The sequence below is a fragment of the Polaromonas sp. 39-63-25 genome (assembly GCF_002278925.1).
GTDB lineage: Bacteria > Pseudomonadota > Gammaproteobacteria > Burkholderiales > Burkholderiaceae_C > Polaromonas.
In genome coordinates this window covers 1-20715 of record NZ_NCJH01000034.1, presented here as the reverse complement: position 1 = coordinate 20715, position 20715 = coordinate 1, and the positions used below count along the sequence as shown (strand labels likewise).

20 protein-coding genes and 1 pseudogene are annotated in these 20715 nt (G+C 56.8%); 11 read left to right on the top strand and 10 right to left on the bottom strand.

The window, feature by feature from the left end; all coding sequences use genetic code 11:
- Window positions 1–452: 452 nt before the first annotated feature.
- Together B7X65_RS23185 and B7X65_RS23180 are read right to left on the bottom strand one after the other, a co-directional pair.
- Window positions 453–902 carry a hypothetical protein gene (locus B7X65_RS23185; protein WP_293596593.1) on the bottom strand — a complete coding sequence of 150 codons (450 nt, stop codon included), beginning with the start codon at window positions 900–902 and terminating at the stop codon, window positions 453–455.
- 10 nt (window positions 903–912) lie between these two features.
- A complete protein-coding gene (locus tag B7X65_RS23180) occupies window positions 913–1287 on the bottom strand; it encodes a hypothetical protein (protein ID WP_096670387.1) in 375 nt (124 codons plus the stop codon).
- A gap of 518 nt (window positions 1288–1805) precedes the next feature.
- On the opposite strand from B7X65_RS23180, the gene B7X65_RS23175 reads away from it, so the two are divergent.
- From B7X65_RS23175 to B7X65_RS23150, 6 genes are all read left to right on the top strand, one after another.
- Entirely contained in the window at window positions 1806–2510 is a 705-nt protein-coding gene (locus B7X65_RS23175; protein WP_293596592.1) for a hypothetical protein, read from the top strand.
- Window positions 2511–2563: 53 nt separating this feature from the next.
- The gene (locus B7X65_RS23170) at window positions 2564–3115 is read left to right on the top strand and encodes a hypothetical protein (RefSeq protein ID WP_293596591.1); all 552 of its coding nucleotides are present in this window, start codon (window positions 2564–2566) and stop codon (window positions 3113–3115) included.
- Complete coding sequence (locus tag B7X65_RS23165; protein WP_293596590.1) at window positions 3112–4230, top strand: hypothetical protein; 1119 nt, start codon at window positions 3112–3114, stop codon at window positions 4228–4230. Before B7X65_RS23170 ends, B7X65_RS23165 begins: the two co-directional genes overlap by 4 nt.
- Before the next feature lie 23 nt (window positions 4231–4253).
- Window positions 4254–5636: a replicative DNA helicase gene (gene dnaB / locus B7X65_RS23160; protein WP_293596589.1), complete on the top strand. Its 1383-nt coding sequence runs from the start codon at window positions 4254–4256 to the stop codon at window positions 5634–5636.
- Between the two features lie 806 nt (window positions 5637–6442).
- Complete coding sequence (locus tag B7X65_RS23155) at window positions 6443–6568, top strand: hypothetical protein (RefSeq protein WP_293596588.1); 126 nt, start codon at window positions 6443–6445, stop codon at window positions 6566–6568.
- 358 nt (window positions 6569–6926) lie between these two features.
- Window positions 6927–8105 carry a molybdate transporter family protein gene (locus B7X65_RS23150; protein WP_293596587.1) on the top strand — a complete coding sequence of 393 codons (1179 nt, stop codon included), beginning with the start codon at window positions 6927–6929 and terminating at the stop codon, window positions 8103–8105.
- Between the two features lie 158 nt (window positions 8106–8263).
- Here B7X65_RS23150 and B7X65_RS23145 read toward each other — a convergent pair.
- From B7X65_RS23145 to B7X65_RS23120, 6 genes and pseudogenes are all read right to left on the bottom strand, one after another.
- A pseudogene (locus B7X65_RS23145) lies at window positions 8264–8596 on the bottom strand (Tn3 family transposase); the annotation flags it as partial.
- Window positions 8597–9072: 476 nt separating this feature from the next.
- Window positions 9073–9318: a hypothetical protein gene (locus B7X65_RS23140; protein ID WP_293596586.1), complete on the bottom strand. Its 246-nt coding sequence runs from the start codon at window positions 9316–9318 to the stop codon at window positions 9073–9075.
- A 376-nt stretch (window positions 9319–9694) separates the two neighbouring features.
- Window positions 9695–10309 (bottom strand): BRCT domain-containing protein, encoded by a 615-nt coding sequence (locus B7X65_RS23135; RefSeq protein ID WP_293596585.1) that lies wholly within the window; start codon window positions 10307–10309, stop codon window positions 9695–9697.
- Window positions 10310–10318: 9 nt separating this feature from the next.
- A complete protein-coding gene (locus B7X65_RS23130; protein ID WP_096665075.1) occupies window positions 10319–10684 on the bottom strand; it encodes a hypothetical protein in 366 nt (121 codons plus the stop codon).
- Between the two features lie 98 nt (window positions 10685–10782).
- Entirely contained in the window at window positions 10783–11112 is a 330-nt protein-coding gene (locus tag B7X65_RS23125) for a helix-turn-helix domain-containing protein (protein ID WP_096665073.1), read from the bottom strand.
- A complete protein-coding gene (locus B7X65_RS23120) occupies window positions 11109–11492 on the bottom strand; it encodes a type II toxin-antitoxin system RelE/ParE family toxin (protein ID WP_123787472.1) in 384 nt (127 codons plus the stop codon). Before B7X65_RS23120 ends, B7X65_RS23125 begins: the two co-directional genes overlap by 4 nt.
- Window positions 11493–12350: 858 nt before the next feature.
- Here B7X65_RS23120 and B7X65_RS23115 point away from each other — a divergent pair.
- From B7X65_RS23115 to B7X65_RS23105, 3 genes are all read left to right on the top strand, one after another.
- Window positions 12351–12800 (top strand): helix-turn-helix transcriptional regulator, encoded by a 450-nt coding sequence (locus B7X65_RS23115; RefSeq protein WP_293596584.1) that lies wholly within the window; start codon window positions 12351–12353, stop codon window positions 12798–12800.
- 156 nt (window positions 12801–12956) lie between these two features.
- Window positions 12957–13817, top strand: coding sequence for a hypothetical protein (locus B7X65_RS23110; protein WP_293596583.1), 861 nt, complete (start codon window positions 12957–12959; stop codon window positions 13815–13817).
- Window positions 13818–13903: 86 nt separating this feature from the next.
- Window positions 13904–14230, top strand: a complete 327-nt coding sequence (locus B7X65_RS23105) for a hypothetical protein (RefSeq protein WP_293596582.1) — start codon at window positions 13904–13906, stop codon at window positions 14228–14230.
- A 34-nt stretch (window positions 14231–14264) separates the two neighbouring features.
- Here B7X65_RS23105 and B7X65_RS23100 read toward each other — a convergent pair whose 3' ends face one another.
- Window positions 14265–14951 carry a DUF6602 domain-containing protein gene (locus B7X65_RS23100; protein WP_293602216.1) on the bottom strand — a complete coding sequence of 229 codons (687 nt, stop codon included), beginning with the start codon at window positions 14949–14951 and terminating at the stop codon, window positions 14265–14267.
- Between the two features lie 1231 nt (window positions 14952–16182).
- On the opposite strand from B7X65_RS23100, the gene B7X65_RS23095 reads away from it, so the two are divergent.
- Both B7X65_RS23095 and B7X65_RS23090 read left to right on the top strand, forming a co-directional pair.
- Window positions 16183–16404: a DNA-binding protein gene (locus B7X65_RS23095; protein ID WP_293596580.1), complete on the top strand. Its 222-nt coding sequence runs from the start codon at window positions 16183–16185 to the stop codon at window positions 16402–16404.
- 671 nt (window positions 16405–17075) lie between these two features.
- Window positions 17076–19097 carry a hypothetical protein gene (locus tag B7X65_RS23090; RefSeq protein WP_293596579.1) on the top strand — a complete coding sequence of 674 codons (2022 nt, stop codon included), beginning with the start codon at window positions 17076–17078 and terminating at the stop codon, window positions 19095–19097.
- A 319-nt stretch (window positions 19098–19416) separates the two neighbouring features.
- Here B7X65_RS23090 and B7X65_RS23085 read toward each other — a convergent pair whose 3' ends face one another.
- Window positions 19417–20652, bottom strand: a complete 1236-nt coding sequence (locus B7X65_RS23085) for an ISL3 family transposase (RefSeq protein ID WP_293596578.1) — start codon at window positions 20650–20652, stop codon at window positions 19417–19419.
- Window positions 20653–20715 lie beyond the last annotated feature (63 nt).

Below are 20715 nucleotides of genomic sequence, written 5' to 3'. Positions count from 1 at the left end.
ACTGACGGCGCTGTATATGCGAACAAATCGCATAAGAAGTGAGTTCTTAAGTCGTTTTTGGCTTAAGTATCATTTTGACCCGTATCCCGGCACGACCCCTAGAAGGGGCAGGGGGTCGTTGACGGGGCTACGTTGAGCACGTCACGCCGGCGGCCGACCGTGGTCGTCCTGGGCAGAAGGTTGGAAAGAAATCACCTTGAGCGCATCGATGGCCGGAAAACTCTGGCGCGAAAGCTTCAAGGGGGCCACGATTCGCCGGGGGCGGTCATGACCTGTGGTTGCAGGCGGACACTTGATCCGCAAACGCTCCAAGGCCGAGGCTTGGGAGTGAGTTAGCGGATTCTACTGTGGGTTCGTAGCAAATGCACGCAATCGTGACCAAAGCGACTTTTATCTCCCGTGAGTAGAAAGACGACTGTTTCGGAACGAGACCAGATAAAGCTGGTCGTCATTCACTTCGGTGGGACTATCCAGTAGGGAAGCGTACTGTCGGGTTTGCGCTTGGCTTTTACACGTTTTGTTAACAACGCGCTGCCATGCATGGTCGTTGGCAGCGATTCTTGCGGATCAGTACGACAGTTATATTGAAGCTCGAACTCTCCCTTGGACATGCGAAAGCATGCACCACTCGCTTCTTCCCGAAACCTATGGAACCGATATTCGCCGGTTGTCTTGGAGGTGAGACGGGCCAGGTCGGGGGCTAGCCTGCCCTCGTCAATCTCACGGATCTCTTCGATGAGGGCGTTCATGGTTTTGTACATGCCCTGCTGCAAGAGACGTTCGACTTCGCCTCGTTCGTCGTTTTCTGCGATTCGCAGTCGAAGCCTTCGCGCCTCTTTCTCGAATTCCTTCTGATTGCTATTGATTGCGTAGGCGGCGCCCCAGGAAAATCCATCAAACATACTGAAAACCCTATTTAAGGCCGCGAAGCGCCTTGAATTCCTGCTTTTCTTCATCCGTGATTAGAAGCGTCATGCCTCGGGGCACGCGAATGTGCTCGGCAGCTTTTGCGACAATCCTGGCGAAAATTTCGACGTACTCATCGTTGCGAAGTTCACTGTTCTTCGGATCGCTCAACCGCACAGGTTTCCTTCCTCGTCGTTCGTCCAGAACCTCCTTCATGAGTTCCCCCAGTGCTTCCTTGGCCGAACGTCTGTGGGTGAGTTTCTTGATTGCCTTGAAATCCAGCATCTGCAGTTCAGTCAGGGCGTCGTCGTGACTGGCGCTTTCTTGTTTGGCCCGAACGTAGAGTGCGCCCGCGACCGCGCCTTTGGTTCCAAGAGACATTAGTGGCTCCCTTTCGCACAGCGGTTGATAGTTGAAGAAGTTGCGTTCATTAGTTCGATGGTACTGCTGCAACTCCCTCTGTCAAATCGCAATGGTCACCGCCGGGCCGGCAGCAAAGGCAGGCACTGAACCAGACAGCGCGAGCCTGGCCAACTGCCTGCCGGCACTTTTCCCGGCGAGGAGTCGTGAGCCCTGCGCAGCCCGCCCGGTTGTGGACTCTATTCAATACGAATGGAGCAAAACACCCCCAAAACTGCCATTTGTTGTGGACTTTCTAGCCCCTAGAAAACCCAACACTCCGCTGCAAATACTTAGCAGGTCATATTGAATATACACAATGGAAATTGAACAATTCCGGGTACATCCCCCTTTGGCCGACCTCTTTTCCCCCTTCATTCCCCCTGAAACATAGGCCGTGCCGGCGAGGCCGGGGTCACACGGATTCGGAGCAACATGTCACCAAAAAGGGGGAGGAAAAGGGGACTTGACAGCGGTTTTCCACCGTGTAGATTGAATATATGAATCTTCAAAACCCCCGCCCTTCCCGCAATAGTGTTCACAACATGACCTTAGGGCTTGCCCCTAACAGCCTGGTCGATTTCATGCGCATGATGCTTTCAAGTCAAAACGCCTCTGTAGCGCTGGCTGAAAAACGCAAAACTCGCGGCACACTTAGCCAGCCCACCGAGTGGATTCTTGACCGGAGCCTCTATCCTGTACCGACCATGCCCGCGCTCGCATTGAACGCCGCGCCGATTGATTTTGTCATCCAGCGAGAGGAGATCGAGGCCGGTGCCGTTGGCGCCTTCGTTGATCGCCTGATGCGCCTGTCCGACACGCAGGACAAGTGCATCGGCGCGATGCAGCGCCTGGACCTCGTCTTCGCCGGTTGGGAAGGTGACTCGCGGGAGGTCCACCAGATTCCGGAGGTTTTCACGTTCATGCGTGCCGCTCACGCCTTCTGGCCCTACTGGTTGCACTTCCTGCGCCCTACGCCCGATCAACTGGCCGTGCTGATCCTGCTGCTTTGCGATTCGAACCTCGTCCAAGGGGACAAATTGCGCGTCCAGGGCCGCGTGGCCGACGCTCAGCAGGTCTGGGACTGCCTTGGCGAGTTGGCCAGAGCGTCCATGACGCTGCACGCCGGCATGCGCTTGTCGGACAAGTACGTCCGTCCCATGATTCAGCGCATCGCAGATGGCATTGGCCAGATCGTGATTTGACGCGTGCCCCAATCCCTTCGCTCCCCATTCCGACAAAAAACAGGCCCCTGCACATGACATTCAAGTTTCACCCGCCCTCCAGCGTTCCAACCGGGCAATGGATCTGGGTATTTGCCTCCGATGAAGGCGGCAGTCACGCCAAGGGCGCCGCGCGAGTGGCCCGGGTGAACTTCCGCGCCGCCTACGGGGCCTCCAAGGGTTTGACTGGAAGCGCCTACGCCATTCCAACCACCGACAGGCACAAATCCGCGCTGCCGCTGGCCCGCATCGCATCCTCTGTCACCGAGTTCCTGCAGTTCGCCGCCGCCAACCCTGAGAAAAACTTCTTTGTGACTGCCGTGGGTACGGATCTTCCCGGTGTAACCGACGACGTGATGGGCCCGCTTTTTGCCGCGGCGCCTGAGAACTGCTCCCTGCCGGAGAAGTGGCGCACCTACGTGAGCCAGGCGCGGACAGCCGCCCGCACGAGCCCCACCGGTGCCCCGCTCACCTCCGCGCCCGACCGGAACGTGGAACGGTGCCCGTTTTGTGGGCACTTCACTTATTCCGACTTGATCATGGCCCCCGAACTTCACTGCACCCACGTGGTGCTCCATCCCAAATGATCACGACGACGCCCCAGCCCCGTACCGCCGCGGACTTGCCTGCCGGCGCCGACCCTTACAAAGACTGGACCGATAGCATGGGGGACGAGCTCAACGCTTCCTCCAAAATTGCCTACCGCACCTTGTGGGACGCATGGTGCTGGTGGCTCGGAGAGAACGGGCAGACTTGGAGCACGGCTACAGCTGCCACCATCCAGCAGTTCCTGGGCGGCCCGGCTCCTGAACGCGCGGGGCGCCGCAAAGCACTCAGCGCCACACACATGTCCTCCTACACCCGCCAACGGTACTGGCGGATCCTGCGGGGCGTCTACCACCGGGCGGTGGCTTCGGGAAAACTCGCCAACAACCCCACGTTGGACGTGCCAGACGAGAAACGACCGTCCATTTCCGAGGTCGACCGGCTGTCTCAGGTCCTTGAGCCTGCCGTCTTTAAACGGTTGCGCAAGGCGAAAACGCTGTCCACGATCATCAAGGTCAAAAACGAGAACGACTGGTGGCACGTCCGGGACCGGGCCATGCTCGCCGTCCTGGTGGATACCGGAATAACTACTTCGGAGCTGATCGCGCTTCGAGGGGTGGACCTGCGGCGCGCCGACAACAAGCCGCTCTCGCTACAACAGGTCGCGCATCCTGAATCGAATTCCCAAACCCTGCTCCTCGAAGTCATGTTGTCCGACCAGCTCGTGGGAAGGCAGCTTGAAATCTCACAGCCCATGGCTGAGCTCGTCCTCATGTGGGTCTGCGCACGGGCAGCGCTCTTCGCCAAGCGTTCAGGCAGGCCACCGGGCGGCGACGCTGGCCAGCACCAGCCTGACTGGCTTGAACCGCTCTTTGTTGCGCGACGGGCAGCCGCGCCCAAGCCAGGTGTCGAGCCCCAGGCCCTTCCGCCGATGGACCCCACCTCTGTCTACTACGCGGTCAGCCAGGCACTGAAGCGGCTACGAAAGTCCGCGGGGAGCGCGCAGCCGGCCGCCGGCGGGCCACACGTGGCCCAAGGCCCGGCTGTTATCCGCAATTCCGTGATCCGGCTCTGGCTGGACACGCTCGAGGTTCCGGAGGTGGTCGCGAGGGCTGGGCTGAAACGGATGGAGTCCCTGCGCCTGAAGGCTGAATAATCGGGGAAACGCTGGAGACGCCCATGAAAGTCCCACAGATCGACGAAATCGCCGCGTTACGCATCCCTCCTCACTCAGTGGAGGGTGAATCCAGCGTACTGGGCGGACTGCTGCTGGACAACGGCGCCTGGGACCGGGTCGGCGACCTGCTGGTCGACGAGGACTTCTACCGCTACGAACACAAACTGATCTACGCGGCCGTCGGCGCCCTGATCAACGCCACCAAGCCGGCCGACGTGATCACGGTCTACGAACACCTGCAGAACCAAGGCAAGGCCGAGGACATCGGCGGCCTGGGTTACCTGAACTCGCTGGCCCAGTACGTGCCCAGCGCGGGCAACATCCGCAGGTATGCCGAGATCGTGCGCGAGCGCTCCATCCTGCGCAAGCTGGTGGCCGCCAGCGACGAAATTGCCACCCATGCCTTCAACCCGCAGGGCAAGGCCGTGGCCATGATCCTGGACGATGCCGAGCAGAAGATCTTCAAGATCGGCGAGCAGGGCTCGCGCATGAAGCAGGGCTTCCAGAGCATGGACACCCTGGTGGTGAGCCTGCTGGACCGCGTCACCGAAATGTCGGAAAACCCGAACGATGTGACCGGCACGCCTTCCGGGTTTTACGACCTCGACAAGATGACCTCGGGTTTTCAGGCCGGCGACCTGATCATTCTTGCTGCAAGGCCCAGTATGGGAAAGACCAGCATGGCAATCAACATCGCTGAGCATGTGGCTTTAAACGAAAAGCTTCCAGTTGCAGTGTTTTCGATGGAGATGGGAGCGTCCCAGCTCGCGGTGCGCATCGTCGGCTCGATCGGCCGTATCGACCAGACCCATTTGCGCACCGGCGCGCTGACAGACGAAGAGTGGCCGCGCCTGACCGAAGCCATCGAAAAGCTGCGCAACATCTCGCTGCACATCGACGAAACGCCGGGCCTGACGGTGAGCGAACTGCGCGCCAACGCCCGGCGCCTGGCCCGGCAGTGCGGCAAGCTCGGCCTGATCGTAGTCGATTACCTGCAGCTCATGAGCGTGTCCAGCGGCATGGCCGAGGAAAACCGTGCCACCGCCGTCGGCGAGATCTCGCGCGGCCTGAAGATGCTGGCCAAGGAGCTGCAGTGCCCGGTGATTGCGTTGTCACAGCTGAGCCGCGGCGTCGAGTCGCGCACCGACAAACGCCCCATGATGAGCGACTTGCGCGAGTCCGGCGCGATCGAGCAGGATGCCGACATCATCATGTTCATCTACCGCGACGAGTACTACACCAAAGACGCCTGCAAGGAGCCGGGTGTGGCCGAGGTCATCATCAGTAAACAGCGGAACGGCCCGACCGGCACCGTCAAGCTGGCCTTCATCAACCGCATCACCAAGTTCGAGAGCCTGGCGCATGGCGGCGGTGGGGATTTCTGACCTTCTGTCATTACAGGTTGCTTGAAACGCGGCCGTATTTTCAGGGTGAATAATGAGTTTTGAGTCATCCCATTTATCGAGATAGCTTCTTCAGCTCAGCGACCTCCAAAATAGCGAAGTCTGTGAAGAAGCCGCGATGGAGGCCGCATATTTTCTTTCATTTATTCTCAAGTATCTGGTCGCTCATCTTTTACAAATCGGAGCGCCCATTGCAGCGTTTTGCCATTCTATTTTTGACGCGCCTCTTCATTACATTTTCAAAAAATTTGTAATGAATAATAGAAAACCTCCTTTAGAAATTTTCCATAGAACGCTGTGGGAGCGTCGCTTCAAGGTCAAGCGATAACTGGCAACGGGTTGAGAAGCTCCCAATGAAACGAGGCTTGCCAGATCTCGTGCCAGTTTTTCTGAGAGGCAAGAGGGCACGGACTAAAAGTATTCATGACAATAAAAATATAAAAAAATATTGTGTTGGTTGTTGTGCCAGTTCTTTGTTGTTGTTGCCAGTTCTTGATTGCCACTCATTTCCCTCTGGCACCTTCTTATATTAGGACCGGCACATTTCGTCTTCGCGGCTACCTCCCAATGAGATTCGGACGAATTTCGCTTTCAGTCGCATCTTTCTGATCATTGCCAGATTCGGCGTCGAACGAGGCTGCGAGAAGTTCTACAGATGTTTTCGGCGCGCTGTATAGGGGGCTAGGTAGTGCTGGCGCCCTAGCCGGAGTTCAATGGTGTATCCCATTTTTTTGCGGCATCAGCTACCCGGTGGCCAAAACGAATTAGGGAAGGTCTGATCAAGCCCCGTGGTGGACCTGGAAGTGGAAAAACAGGTGCTGACACCGCAGATCAAAATCCAGGTGGACTATGACCGCGCGTTGGGCCTTGGCCTGCCGCCGGCCAAGGTGCTGCAGGAGCTGCAGGTAATATGACGGATAGCGATAGCCCGCTCATACCCCGAAGCGAGCCGCCAAGCCTTCGCCAGCCCTTGAAGAAGTGAGCGCCGCTCTGCGCCGGCATCCTATAGTCAAAAGGCTTTAGCTGCAGCAATCTGACGGGCGCCAGGTACTTTCCGCAGCGTCACCTATGGTTTACATTGGCGCTTCCGGCCGCCATCTGGAATTGAGGGTCGGTAGGGATTCATGTAAAAATCAGCAGAAATGCCACTAACTCTTTGATTTAATGAGATTTTGGTAAACGTCCGGCCGCCCCGCCTTGAAAGTTGATGCGCTGTAACGGGGCGCTGTGTTCACAGGCTCACGACGGCGGCGATGAACGAAAATCGTCCGCATGAAAACGTCCCCCGAGACCATCGAAATCCTGTCCGTTCCACACGAACTCTCCGGTGCCACTTGGCGCGGCGACCTTGGCGGCGCGCTCGGCGACCTGGGTACCTTGCTGCCATTTCTGGTCGGCTTCATTGTTGTGACGGGCGTGCACCCCACCTCGATCTTGCTGGCGTTCGGGCTGAGCATGATCGTCGTGGGCTGGCGCTTTGGCGTTCCTTTTCCGGTGCAACCCATGAAAGCTCTGGGCGCAGCGGCGCTGGCCAGCGCGGTGCCGGGTGGGCAGAACATGCCGGCGGTGCTCGCGCTGGCCGCGCTGATTACGGGCGTGTTCTGGTTGATCGCCGCCTGGAGCGGGCTGGCGCGCTGGCTGGCCCGCCACGTGTCGCGCGATGTGATCCACGGCGTGGTGCTCGGCCTGGGCATCGCGCTCATCGTGGCCGGGCTGCGCCGCATCGAAGGCGACGCGGTGCTGGGCGCGGTGTCGGTGGCGCTGGCGCTGGTGTTGCTGGGCCGGAGTGGCTGGCTCACCATGCCGGTGCTCATGGCCGCCGGTTGGGCGGTAGGCGCGTGGCGACAGCCCGAAATTTTGCATGCGCTGGCCGACACACCGTGGGCGCTGCACCTGCCCGAGCTACAGTGGCCAGCATTCGACCAATCCGGCGTCTGGCTCGCCGCCATCAGCCTGGCCGCCGCACAGATACCGCTGACCTTCGGCAACGCCATTCTCGGTATCGTTGCCGAAACACGCCGCCTGTTCCCTGCCGTGGCGCTGGACGAGAACCGCGCCGCACGCGGCACTGGCCTCATGAACTTGCTGGCTGGCGGCCTTGGCGCACCACCTATGTGCTTTGGCGCCGGAGGCATGGCCGCGCAAGTGGCCTGCGGCGCCCGCACCGGCCGCGCGCCCATCTTCCTGGGCTTGGTGCTGTTGTTGGCCGGCCTGTTCGCCAGCGGTCAACTCACCGCGCTGTTGAATCTGCTGCCCGCCGGTACCTTGGGTGCGATGCTCTTCGTGGCCGGCTTTTCACTCACTATTGGAACGGCTGGCAGTGCTCGAGACAAGGAAGCTCGAGCCGTGCTGCTCACTACCGCAGCCGTGTCGGTCTGGAACGCAGGGATTGGGGTGCTCGTGGGAGTCATGTTGGAGGCAGGCTTGAGAGCGAAGGTAATGCGGATCTGAGATTGCGTCAGGCTTCTTCATCTCACCATGACCAGTGAGATCTGCATGATCCACCATCGCATCCTTGCCGTGGTCGGACAGCTGTGTTGAACCACCGGTGAAGCGCTGCAACAAGCGCTGCGTTCGCGTTCGTGTAGCTCAGCTCAGCGCCAAATACCCTATGAGTCCATTGGGATGATGGTGGCGTCGAAGTTCAAAGGGCCGATCTTGCGGCGGAAATCCAGCGTGTAGTCCCCGAACCGGTTGATGTGCGCTGTGCGGAACGGTGCCAGGCCCGCCAGGATCTCCAGCCTGATCTCGGTTCCCTCGTCGCGAAGCTCCTGCAGCACCCTCGTCATGCCCACCACGTTGTGCAGAATGATCATATTGGCCACCAGGTGGTTGTACTTGATCCCCTTGCGCTGCTCGTGCCGGATGTTCTCGGCAATGATTCCCTCTCCCCCAAAAAATGACCACTGGGCAAAGCCGTTGAACTGCTCGCTCTTGTTGGTTTCGGCAGGACGATGAGCGCCTTCAAGTCCTGGATCTCTATGCTGCAGGGAAGATGAACCGCGAAGATGCCATGCGCATGCTTGGCGTCGACAGCCTGCAAGCACTGCAGCAACAGATCTTGACAGCAGGCCTTAATGTCCCGGTGCGCTGAAATTAGCCAATCGTTCGAAGACAGCGACGGCATCGATGGCGGGGGTATCCAACATGGTTTGCTCGCTTGCGGGAAAAACCTCAGGCCTCGTTCATTGCCAATAATCCTAGTCCAGGTCAACCGATCCCGCATGAGCTGAAAGCAGGCGGCATTTGGACCGGAGTTACGGACCAATCACCTGATTTTGAGAAATTTGCAATTGACGGCCATCTGTTAGCCGAAGTGGTTCACTCTCACAGTACTAAATCAGTCACTTCGCGAGTTGTAATCAGACAGGAGAAATAGGCACCGCGCCGGCACGGCGCGGGCCATGATCCTCGCAGTTCAATGCAGCCTGGTGACTGCCCCTCCTTGCTGGACCTGCACAGTCGATCCTTGGTAAAAGGTCATGGTGATGTGCTTGGACAGGTCAGTCGCATCAAGTCCGACGACCTCGACCTTGTACAGGGTTGAATTGCCTGATGGTGGCTCAATCGACTTCACACGGAGCAGGCCCAGTTCATGACCGTTCGTGATCAGGTCGTGCTCTTTCAGGTCCTCAATGGGTGTGGCAACGGTATTGCGTTCCATCTCGCCTCCAAAAACCTCATATTACTTGGTCAGGTCCTGATCCTTGAGACTTGTGCTAAACATAGCTACTACCTCACTCCAGAAAAATCTCTTCTTCTGGCCCTCCTGGGGCCAGCGCGGTATCCGGATTGAAGAACTCTGGTGATCGTTGCAGTCAGCCTCCCTGGTTTTTGAAGGAACTCAAACGCATTACATGGCCCGGTTTGTCAGTCTCCCAGAATTGCAGACGGTTCAGTGCGATTACGCCACGATGGGCTATGGCAGCAGAAACAGGCGTTGCCGAGGGAGTTTTTACTACGCAGAATTGGCAAGTGAGCCTGCTTCGGTGGTGCGTTGCCGCGTGGGCTCGAGAATAAGTTGAAGATAAAACGCAGAATCATCCATGCAATGACCCGGCCCAGACGTCCTCGTGAACGATCAAGAGCGGAACACCTGCCTGTTTGTGCTGAATAGCTCTCTCGATTTTGGCGCCGAAGCTGCCATGCTTCCATTCTGGACTACCAAGGCCACCGACGACCAAACAGTGAAGTTTCTTCGTGACCCCTCCGATGGAGCCGCCGCGCAGTTCTACGGCTTTTTCGCAGTTCTTTCGGGGTCCAAACACAAAATCTCCGGTGAAGCAGAACATCTTTCCAGAGACTTCGACAGTGTCCACGCGGTCGAGCGGTAATTTGCTGACATAGCCTGCATCCGCAACCTCATCCAATTTCCCCCCAACCAACTGTCGGAGAGTCTCTGCGAGGTGATCACGCTCCTCCTCCGTGATGATGCCGTCCTCAAGGATAGCTGACACCTGAGCGCAGATAACCGTGCATGGCCAAGTAAGGGTCAGGGCTTGGGCCTCCTTCAGCCACCCGTGCAAGAACCTTATCTCTTGATTGTTGAGTTGTTCATCTGCCATCAATCCCTGAACTATGCCCACAAGTGCGCCACAAGAAGTTCGCAGTTCGTTTCGGAACGAGGCTGCTTGCCGCTGATAGATGTTTAGCATGTGTTTTCCTTAGACAGCGTTGGCGTACTTGTTCTGGTCCGAAGTGTAGGTAACCGGTACATTAGTTTTCGAGCACACGATGGTCACCTCTCTATTTGTGTCGATCTCTAGCTTTTCACCGCGTAACCCCTGCCACATGGCGAGATAGAAGTGGGTGCCGAACTTCTCGCCCTTGATCGGCTTGTCAACTCCCCCCTTCCACGGCAACACAGGCAGTTCTCCCGCAAGAGCGCGTACGGCCATCGAAGGGGTCTCTTGGCGCTTCTCCAGGCCGCGCTCCCAGCAGGCGATGATGCCTTTATCGGGACCTTGCCAAAGTGCTTCCCAAGTTAACGCCGTGCGGGGTGCCTCGTCGAGTTGTCGGGTGATCTTCATGATGATGGCTTCTTGGGCGGGATGTCGGGGGGGAGTCGAAAAAAAATAGCGGGAAAATTCGAGTACGCCATCAAGCCTTCACAGAGGACAAGGTGGGCTCAAGCAAACTGCAGCTCGATTTTGCCGGCGCGCCGCCGCACGGGGCCGACCACGATCTTCACGTCGTGGCCCAGCCGGGCCACCAGTTCGAGCAGCTTGGCCTCGCTGACGCCGCGGAACTGGCCGCGGGTGATACGTGACACCTTGGACTGATCGATGCCCAGCAGCGTAGCTGCGTCTTCCTGCGTCAGGCGGCGCGCCTTGATCGCACGGGCAATCTCGCCGGCGAGCTGGGACTTGCGCTGCATCTCGGCCGCGTCGGTGTAACCCAGGTCGGCGTAGACATTGGTGCTGCCTTCTTCGATGGTGATTTCGTTGTGCTCATTCATTTGCGTGCTCCTTGCTGTGCCTGCCAGGCTTCGAAATCCCGCTTCGCGGCCTTCAGGCGGATGTTGATCAAATCCATGTCCGGTTTCGGCGTCGCGATGCCGCTTTTGGACTTCTTCTGGAAGCAGTGCAGGACATAGACCCAGCCGGCGAACTTGACGGTGTAGACGGCCCGATAGGTGTCGCCCTGGTGGTCCTCGACCACCTCCAGCACGCCGGCCGAACCGAAACCCGTCATGACCTTGGCATCCTGGTGCTTGCCGCCGGCCTGGGCCAGGTCGATGGCATGGCCAAAAACATCCTTGACATCGTCGGGCATCGCATCGAGGTCCCGCTTGGCGGAACTGACCCATTTGAGGGGTTTACGGGCTTGCTTCGACATTGCCTCAATTATGCCTGTTTGGACATATTCTCGTCAATTTGCCGAGGCCGGACTTTTGGCGGCAGGTGAATTTCTTCCGCACGGGCGCATAAACGCGCTTATGGCGCCAAATGACCCTTCACCGTCGCTCACGGCCACCACCTTGCCGTCCAATACGGCCGCAACCGCAACCGCAACCGCGGAAATGCCCAGTGCCAAAACCGAAACCAGCAGGTCACGCCACACCCTGCGGTCAAGAAGCCGCGATGGAAGTCGTAAAGCGCCGGCCCTCATGAAAGGTGCACCAGGAACGCTCGCGCCGTGGTCGCAATGACCTTTCTTGCATTGGCAGCGACATCGCTGGAGGGACGCCTGACCCGGGCGGCTGGAAATGGCCAGGGTGGGTACCGCCGGATGTTGGGCGGCAGGGTGAACGGTACTACCGGCGCGCGCTGCTGCTGGGTATTAAATGCTTGCATGGGGTCGTCTCTGTCAGGTCTCATGGGCCAGCCATCCTACTGGACAACTGTATTTATGTACAGTATCATAAACACCATGGACGAGCTTTCCCCTTCCCAATGGGTTACCAGGTGTGCCGAGCGATTGCACGACCGCTGGCACACGGTGGAGCCTGCGCAACTGGAAGAAGTAGCGATGGAGCTCTGGCGCGATTCACACCTTCGAGCGCTGCCCCCTGCAGAGGCCGCAGCGTTGTGGCTCAGTCCTGTGGCTTGCCAGCAGTCCTAGCGCACACATCGCCGAGGCTGTAGACACAGCCGACAGCAGCTTGCAGCTGAGCCTCACAGCAGCCATCTGCCCACCAAGCCAGGCTGGCTCAGCGATTTATGATGGAACTTCCGTGGATACCAAACAGAAGTCATGCCCAATATCGCTACCATCCTGAAAACAGAAATCTCCCGTGTGGCCCGCAAGGAAGCCCGGGCCGACACCCAACAGCTGAAGAAGGCGTCCGCCCACTACCGCTCGGACATTGCCGCCTTGAAACGCCGAATCACCGCCCTCGAGCAACTCGTCGCTCGCCTGGGCAAGGCTGCTGCCAAAACAGCGCCGGCCGCCCCAGTCGAGCAGCCTGGGGGCGCCTTCCGGTTCAGCGCCAGCGGCCTGCAAGCGCAAAGAAAGCGGCTGGGCCTGTCGGCCTCGGAAGTGGCCCTTCTGCTGGGTGTATCTGATCAATCCGTCTACAAGTGGGAGAACGGCAAAACCCGGCCCCGGGCCAGCCAGTTTGCGTCGATCGCGGCCTTGCGAGGCTTGGGCAAGAAGGAAGCCGCAGCCCGATTGATCGAGTTGGCGGAGGTCGCCAGCGTTTGACCGCTTTGGGCCCTTAGCGGTAGTTGCCTCTTCTCCAAAGGCGACATTCGGTGGTCACCACCAGCGTGGTGGTCTGCGTTTAGCGGAATGGTGGTCAATGATTATCAGCAGTTGCATAAATCTTGAACCTCATGGCGCCAATACGGTGATTCAACGATGAAACAAGCAGGCTCCGGCGTTGCTCCGGTTGTGCGGGAATCAATCGCATTGCTCGCAGTGCTTTCGCAGATTGACGATATGGTGAACTATGCCGTTTTCGAGAAATTCGAGAAACGGCACGAAACGAACCTGACATTTAGCGATTACGCGTCCCGAAGGATCTTCAACATCCTGCTTGTCGACTTTCTGTCCGTTCCTCAATCGCGATCCGGGCCTGCTCCGTTTGGCCTCGAAGCGCCGCAGGGCACCAGCGCCGGCGACCGCTCCTATCTGACGTTTCTTTCCACTGTGTGCAGTCAGCCGCAGCTGGGACAGGATGTTGAAGAACTACGCGATGCCGTAAGCAGATTCACAGCTTGGCTGGATTTCGAAGCCGTTATCCCCGACATGTGGTTGGGCGAAATCTCTATCGAAGCAGATGTCCGTGCCAGCAGATTCGAACTTTTGAAGATCTCGGGCAATATTGGGAAGCACAACTTCTCGCGACTGCATGCAGATATAAAGAAGATCGTCCGAATTTACGAACGAAGCAATGCGCCCATCTCGGAAGACGACGCGTACCGCTCACTTGACAGTATCTATGAATGGCTCTTCGACAACGTCTTTGCGTATCACGCGAGCACGATCGCCGAATTTCTCAATGACATTCGTTTAGCGATTCATCGCTACCTAAAGGAAGAGTTCATGCGGTCTCATCACTTCCCGGCCGGGGAAGAGATCGTTTACAGATATCGGTATCCGCCAGACTGCGATGACGAACTGGCCAAGGCCATGTATTGGGATCTGATGAATAAAATTCGAAGAGGGCCGATTTTTCCAAAATTCACCGTGACGCAGTCCTTAAAGGGACGGTACTGAGCATCGCATATGGGTAATCGCTCAAAATTGAGCCTGGCCAAGCGTTTAGCTTGTAAGTTCAACCGGTTGAACTTTGAGAGGTCATCGTGAGCACCCGAAACAATAAGCGTCGGATTTACAAGCTACTTCATAACCACTTCCTCGGTAAATCGCCATGGAGTCGGTCTGCTGAGGAACAAGCTTGGCTGGATGTTGCACCGGTTGGCCGGGAATTTGGCAGCCCGGACTATGAGCGCCTGCAGATCCTGGACCTGTACCTGGCAGGCCAGATTAGCAGTGTCGATGCCATGCGGAGCCTTGAAATGGATACCCTGGAGGCCCTGCATCAATTGGTGTTGGCAGCGGACTTGATAGTCCCTCGACTTGACGCTGCGACGCCATCCAAGGGAGTGTTTGGGGGGGAGGGCGCCTAACCCGTCAGCATTAGGTCATTCATGGCATTTCAATTCATCGCACAATTGAACTCAAGAATGGCGGTGGGTCGTCCTCCACACTGGAGTGATATACCTTGGCGGTCCAATCACCCATGCGTCTAAGATAAGAATGGTATGGGAGGCGCGATACCGCCGTGACTTCGATGACGCTTGCAAGAAGCAGGTAGAAGCGCATTACCAAATCTTGAGTTTCTTCCGCTGCCTGCGATGCGATTCCACGAGCATCCAAGGGATTTGGGCAAACCCCTGCGTCACAGCAATAAGTGAGTAAATATTGGTCCAGCGCCAAGATGACATTTGGCCACAGATGCGCATCTCGCTTGAGAATGAAATTCATCAGTGCAGTGGTTGCATTCTCACGCGATAAGGATCGTCCCGTCACAAGGACAAAGGTGAACATCTGGTGCCGATGGTTCGTAAGCGGGTCGATTGGCTCGCCCGTCAATTCGTCGACTGCACGTCCGCCTCCAGATCGATCGAGATTTTTCACAGATTCAAGATTGGATAGCGCCGCCATAAACGTCTTTTCGGACGTCATTGATGACTTCACCTGACCTACCGCTACAACTGATTCGCACGGGTAATAGTGAGTGCCACCTATAGTCTGAAATCGAGGACAGAGCAGTGAATCCGAAATAATAATATCGATTTGCTCGCTTACATGCTCGTCGGCGTCGAAAACGAGGTCATCTTTGAGCATTGGCTCGAAACTACCGCTGTTTGTTGGACTGAGATACAAGGCTACCAGCTAAAGTTTTGGTCAGAGGTGCCGAGCTGGGGTTGTCCAAGGCCCGGGATGCCCGACCTTCAGTCTGGGCACCGGTCTGTGCTGAACTGCCAGCCTGACGCAGTGCGGAGCCGGCCAGCGACTTTTGAACTGTGCTGGACGACGAGCTGCCTAACGCCTTGCCGGCGACGGAGGCAACGCGGGGCGAGGTTTGCTTGCTGTTCTTGCTCATGCTGAACTCCTGGCCCCATGATTCAAAGAAGGCGCCGTTGAGGCCTTGACGTCTTAACTGCATTTTCATACAGAAAATTGAACGAATACTAGCATCCCTTCTCGATCCAAGGAAGAGTGGTGCCAGGCTCCCAAGACCCGAACTCGCCTTCTGCAAAGTAGTCTACAAACCTTTGTCGCTCTCGATCAAATCGGTGAACATCCTCAGAGGTGACAGGCGCACGCATCACAAACTGGCCCGGATAAATTGTGTTGTTAAGGTCTGTCGTAACGAGCCCGCGGAGTTCCTTTAGCGGCAGATGCATCGCTAAATGGGTGGCCTCCAAAAAATAATCAATTGCCCACAAAATCCCGACCCCAGCCCATCGCATGGTGCCAGGATCACCTGCCAGTTCAGCGCGCCGCATCGCGCAGGCGAGTGCGCCAAGCGACCACGGATTTACCGGGTCTGTAAGCGCGTATAGCAGATCCCTCGGTAGATGGCTAACGCATAGAGCCAACGGGCTATGTGCATGGGCCGGTGGCACTAGGTTCTCGCGGAAGATCTGTGGAAGACTTCTCGCGCAGGCCAAGAGGTCGTCGAATGTGAGCTCCTTGTTTTGCTGGAGGAAATACAGGGGGTTCATGAACCACGCCCACGTAGCGGGCCACACCCTAGCAGCAAGCTCAACCCACTCTCCGTAAGCGTTGGGTCCGCGACCCCTGCCGGCATGCTGTTTGCCACGGGCGTACAACTTGAAGCTCGTGAAATCGTGGCGATCCAACTGAAGCTTCGATGCCAAGTACTCCGCAATATGTTCGGGGCGCTGAATGCCGCTTTCTTGCATCAGAGACCCCATCCAGAGCTGCGTCTGTACTCTGTCCCAGTCGGATAGTTTTCGGTTTGTCAAGGGCGGAGTTGAGATTAAGAACGCCCTTGCGCGAGCCGCATACAAACGGCAGATTCCGAGTCATGTTGTAAGGCAACTCGGCCGTGAAGCAATTTTCCATACCAATCCATAACGGCGCTGGCGAGCGCGCAGGGCCCCAAGCCTTTCTGACCATATCCGAATTTCGTTCGGAAGGGGTCACCGTGGCCGAATGGGCGCGAGCACGAGGGTTCAGTCCCCGACTTGTCTATGTGGTCTTGGGAGGTGAGCGCAAATGTCTCAGGGGACAGAGCTATCAGATTGCAAGGGAGCTCGGAATGAAGTAGTACGTACACCAAACACTCCAATATTCAAGTCCTCTGCCAGGGCATCTCGCCCACATGGATAAGGCCGGGCAACTACCACATCGCCCGGCCCATCCAGACACCGCAAAACCAGGTGCCGCTTTAGACAGCGTTCAATGTACATCCCGGCGATCCGGGAGGTCAAGCCCCGTTTTGTGCACTTTTGTGGATAACACTGCTGACTCTAAAGGCGGATTGGGGGGGGGTGATGTGACCATTCAAAACGAACGGCAATTGAACGCGAAATTCGGGCTGCAGCGCCCGCAGTTCTGACTATTTCCTGGGCATCCGGACGCCCGTGAAACTTCTGAGAAGCCAGGCTTGCCAGAAAGGCCTGGGAGCAGCGTCTAAGAACGGACGCTGAATGCCAGGACACTTTCGCAAGAGGTGGGGACTTCAGGATGGCTTGCGCCAGTCAGAACTAACCAGGAGAAAAACCATTCGCATAACCTAGATCACAGGCAGAAAAGGAAAAAGCCCCAAGGTACAAACATGAGGCTTCGTCCAAATTGAATCTTTTTCAGAGTATTCGATTTGATTTTCCCTTTTCCAATGGATTCCGTCAAGCGTGCATGATGTTCGCCATGGATCGACTCGTCCTGTGATTTTTCCGTTTTTAAACCTGGTCGTTTTACGACCCGTGGAGAAAAATCATGAAGAAAAGTCTGACCAAGCCTGTCCCACCGGGTGACGCCAATTCGCTCCCAGTGGAATTGACCGATGCACGCCAATACGTCGACACCGCAAGGTTGACTCAGCCAACTTATGCCCAACTCGTCGAGATAGTGGCGGACCTAAGGGGGTGGTCACCCGGCAGCAGCTCATTCAGAAATTGGCGTTCCCTCGTGCGCACTTGGTGTCGCTATTTCGACGAAACACTTGAGTCACTAGCCTGCACGACTCTGGGAAGGGATGATTTTGAAGGTCTTTTGACGCAGGTCACTGACGAAATAGCGAAGGCCCGCGGGCGAAGCAATGCGGCAAATAATATTCGGTCGGCAGTCCGGGAACTGAAACGTACATTCGACAAGGTCAAGAGAAACAGTGACCTACCACTGGATTTCAAAGAGGCATTTTGTGTGGCTCTGCAACGAATTAGTCACACCCCTCATAGTCTGGCTATCAAGCTGGAGGCGAATTTTGGCTATTCAAAATTTGTACGCAGCACGCTTATGAGATATGCCGCTGGCAGCATACACCCCCAGAAAAAAAGGGCGTTTCCCCTGATATCGCATATCGAGCAGGCGCTTGATCTTGAGATAGGGACTCTGACAAGTCGCGCCTTTAAACAGGCTCAGCCCATCATGCTCGGCAGTGGCTTACCGATTTCTTACCGGGAGAACCTGGCAGTTCAGACGGCTAGACCCTATAAGCTCAAGCAGTTCCCTCCCTTACTCTTAAGCGTGTGGCTCCAGATAGTTGCATGGCGGACTCAAGCCACTGTGCGTATCGGAGATCTCATATTCACCAAGAAGCCGGGTGAATATTGGGCAAAGTCGGCCACGGTGTTAAAAGTCGAAGGTGTCCTTCTCTATTTTTTCGGCTTTCTTTGTTTGCCTCAGACAAACGCCACGACGCCGTCATCGCTGTTGACTCGCGATGAACGCGCCACTCATGGAAAAGGAATGACCATCGACGAGATCGAAATAGCAAATCTTTTTGATACCAACCTGCTGCTCGACTATTTCGACTTTCTTCGCGCGAGGAATGCCGAAAACAAGTATTCAATCCACGCCATCAATATGCTGAGCGTACTGAGTTCCTGGGTGAACTCTCCGAGTTCTTTCTTCAATGCACATCCGCAGCATTCTGCGTTTTTTGTATCGCTTAACCCAGAGGGAAAATCTTGGGAAGATTTACTCAACGATATTCATCAAAAGTTACTACGTCTCAAACGCCAGCTCGCTCGAGCTATCGATGGGACATCTCGGGATCCCGGCGAGCCTTTAAGGCAAGTGTTTGAAGACAAAGATCCCTACGGCTTGTTCCTGGAACTTGCGAAACGGATGAGGGTGGACTTGCCTCCGCGTGTGCAGAAGATGTCCCATGCCACGGCTTTTCGGAATCTAGTAATTGTGTCAACGCAGATGGAAGTTCCGTTGCGCGCCCGGAATGTCATCGAACTGGAAGTTGGAAAAACCATTTTTCGTGACGAAAAATCTGGACTTTGGACTGTGGAAATTTCCAAAAGCGCACTTAAAAATCATCATTCCCGCCACGCCAAGAACATTCACCGTCCCTATTCGCCGGAGACTTCCCGATTGCTGGACGAATATTGGACCGTGGAGCGTCAAAATCTTCGCGATCCGTTGCTGAGCAAAGTCCTATTCATTCCGTGTGCCAGAGGCAAGGCACGCCGAAGAAAGGAGTTGGATCGGCATGGGCTCAGTTACGCCGATCTCTACACGTTGATTTACAGCATCACTGCGCGCTATTTCGGGGTCGGTATCGGTTCAAACGTCTTTCGGCACTTGTTTGCCACCGGTATTCTCAAACAGGACTCGAGCCGCTACGGTGCTGCTGCGGCAGTACTCAATAACAGCGAGGAGATGATTCGCCAGAACTATAGCCACATTAATCAACAGGACGAGTTACGCACAGCTGGGAACTGGCGCCAAGAGCAGGTCGACAATTTCGAGGTTGCGGGCGGCAAAGCTTCGCCCTCCAAAAAGTGAGGTCAGCTATGCTGCTTACCGATCGACAAAAAGCCATTCTTGACCTAGTTAAAGCACCGTTGGAAGGAATTTTTGGCGTTCACGGAATTCGAACCAAAAGATCCAGAAGTGGATATTTAAATCTTTCTCGGTGTCCGTGGTGCGATCATGGTACTGATGCGAAGCCAAATTTCCAATGCGGCATCAAGGAGTGGCCCTCGATTAATGGGTTGCACCACAGTGTCAAGTGTCAACACCCCCATGATGCGCCAGATGGAGTAGCTTCACCACATTACGTGGACGTGCTGGCTCGGTTAGGTGTGGTTGGCTCTGTTGAATTTCAAGTGGGTTGCCCAGCATGAGGGTTGATCACGCTGAAGTCGAGTTTGCCGGCGATCAAGAAGATGACAGTTTTGATCGTGGCGATGCGGGTGAAACCGCGGGCGCGGCGCTTGGCGGCCTGGAACAGGCCGTTGATGGCTTCCAGAAACCCATTGGTCTGGCGTGTCTGCGCCCAGGCGACGATGCCTTCCAGATGAGAGCGAATCATCCTGGCCACGTCCTTCATCGGATCGACCTTGGAGCGCATGACACAGGTGCACCAATGCTCCAGCATGGAGCGCACGACATTGATCTGTTTGCGATCAAGGATTTCGCGCAGCTGCTCCTTGTAGACCCAGGCGCGAGCAGTGCGCTTGACAGTCATCTTGGCGATCAGCGCGTCCAGATCGGAAGCCGCCTCGGGCTTGAGCTTGGCCGTGTCCTTGAGCAAAGTCCAGCGCATGCCCTTGAGGGACTTGTCGGTGCGCTGCTCGATGCGACGCATCTTGTCTACGGCCGTGCTGGCGTGGCCGATGACGTGGAACTTGTCAAAGGTGATACGGGCATTGGGCAGATGCCGGGTGACCCCGGCGATGAAGGCCGGCGACATGTCGATGCTTGCTGAGGTGATGCTCTCAGCAGGGCAGCCATGGTCATCCAGGTATTGAGCCAGTTGTTCAATGGTCTTGGCGTCACGCCCCTCGGTGACGAACAGTACGCGCCTGGCTTCGGCGTCAGCGGCCAAGGTCACGTAGCTGTGGCCCCTGGCACGCGAGGTCTCGTCAATAGCCAGTGCCGTGACATCCGAGTAGTCGGCCAGGCCGCAGGCCATCTCCACGTACTTCTGGCACACCGCCAGCACCCGATGAGGCGACTCGCCCACGATGCGCGCCACGGCGGCAAACGGCATCTGGCGCGCCAGCATCAGGATGAACGCTTCGAACAGCAGCGTAAAGCCGTTCAGGCGCCCGGCAAAGTCAGGCTCAACCAGCCGCACCGAGCCATTGGGCAGCTTCACGCGCGGCGTGCGCACTTGCAGATGGCACTCATGCTGGAAGAAGTTCAGGTGCCGGTAGCTCTTGGTCACGGTGTCATGCACCGGATGCGCGCCCTCGTGGCTCGAGACCTCAAAGCGGCTACCCGCCTTGAAGTCGATCAGCACGGTCAGCATCTTGGCCGCCTCGTCGAATTCAACCGATGCCACCGTCCACGGCGGTGCAATCCCCAGGGCAGCCTCAAACAGCTTGGCAGTCATCAATTCACTCGTCCAGGTTGATCAAATTGGCGTTAGCTTACCCACTCAGATTTCAAGAGAGGC

What these genes read in the sequence shown, in the direction of transcription:
- B7X65_RS23150 (WP_293596587.1), top strand. Translation starts at nt 6,927, where the DNA reads ATGAAAACGTCCCCCGAGACCATCGAAATCCTGTCCGTTCCACACGAA.
- B7X65_RS23120 (WP_123787472.1), bottom strand. Translation starts at nt 11,492, where the DNA reads ATGTCGAAGCAAGCCCGTAAACCCCTCAAATGGGTCAGTTCCGCCAAG.
- B7X65_RS23185 (WP_293596593.1), bottom strand. Translation starts at nt 902, where the DNA reads ATGTTTGATGGATTTTCCTGGGGCGCCGCCTACGCAATCAATAGCAAT.
- B7X65_RS23175 (WP_293596592.1), top strand. Translation starts at nt 1,806, where the DNA reads ATGAATCTTCAAAACCCCCGCCCTTCCCGCAATAGTGTTCACAACATG.
- B7X65_RS23115 (WP_293596584.1), top strand. Translation starts at nt 12,351, where the DNA reads ATGCCCAATATCGCTACCATCCTGAAAACAGAAATCTCCCGTGTGGCC.
- B7X65_RS23110 (WP_293596583.1), top strand. Translation starts at nt 12,957, where the DNA reads ATGAAACAAGCAGGCTCCGGCGTTGCTCCGGTTGTGCGGGAATCAATC.
- B7X65_RS23090 (WP_293596579.1), top strand. Translation starts at nt 17,076, where the DNA reads ATGAAGAAAAGTCTGACCAAGCCTGTCCCACCGGGTGACGCCAATTCG.
- B7X65_RS23180 (WP_096670387.1), bottom strand. Translation starts at nt 1,287, where the DNA reads ATGTCTCTTGGAACCAAAGGCGCGGTCGCGGGCGCACTCTACGTTCGG.
- B7X65_RS23130 (WP_096665075.1), bottom strand. Translation starts at nt 10,684, where the DNA reads ATGAAGATCACCCGACAACTCGACGAGGCACCCCGCACGGCGTTAACT.
- B7X65_RS23165 (WP_293596590.1), top strand. Translation starts at nt 3,112, where the DNA reads ATGATCACGACGACGCCCCAGCCCCGTACCGCCGCGGACTTGCCTGCC.
- B7X65_RS23125 (WP_096665073.1), bottom strand. Translation starts at nt 11,112, where the DNA reads ATGAATGAGCACAACGAAATCACCATCGAAGAAGGCAGCACCAATGTC.
- B7X65_RS23140 (WP_293596586.1), bottom strand. Translation starts at nt 9,318, where the DNA reads ATGGAACGCAATACCGTTGCCACACCCATTGAGGACCTGAAAGAGCAC.
- B7X65_RS23085 (WP_293596578.1), bottom strand. Translation starts at nt 20,652, where the DNA reads ATGACTGCCAAGCTGTTTGAGGCTGCCCTGGGGATTGCACCGCCGTGG.
- B7X65_RS23100 (WP_293602216.1), bottom strand. Translation starts at nt 14,951, where the DNA reads ATGCTCAAAGATGACCTCGTTTTCGACGCCGACGAGCATGTAAGCGAG.
- dnaB (WP_293596589.1), top strand. Translation starts at nt 4,254, where the DNA reads ATGAAAGTCCCACAGATCGACGAAATCGCCGCGTTACGCATCCCTCCT.
- B7X65_RS23135 (WP_293596585.1), bottom strand. Translation starts at nt 10,309, where the DNA reads ATGCTAAACATCTATCAGCGGCAAGCAGCCTCGTTCCGAAACGAACTG.
- B7X65_RS23170 (WP_293596591.1), top strand. Translation starts at nt 2,564, where the DNA reads ATGACATTCAAGTTTCACCCGCCCTCCAGCGTTCCAACCGGGCAATGG.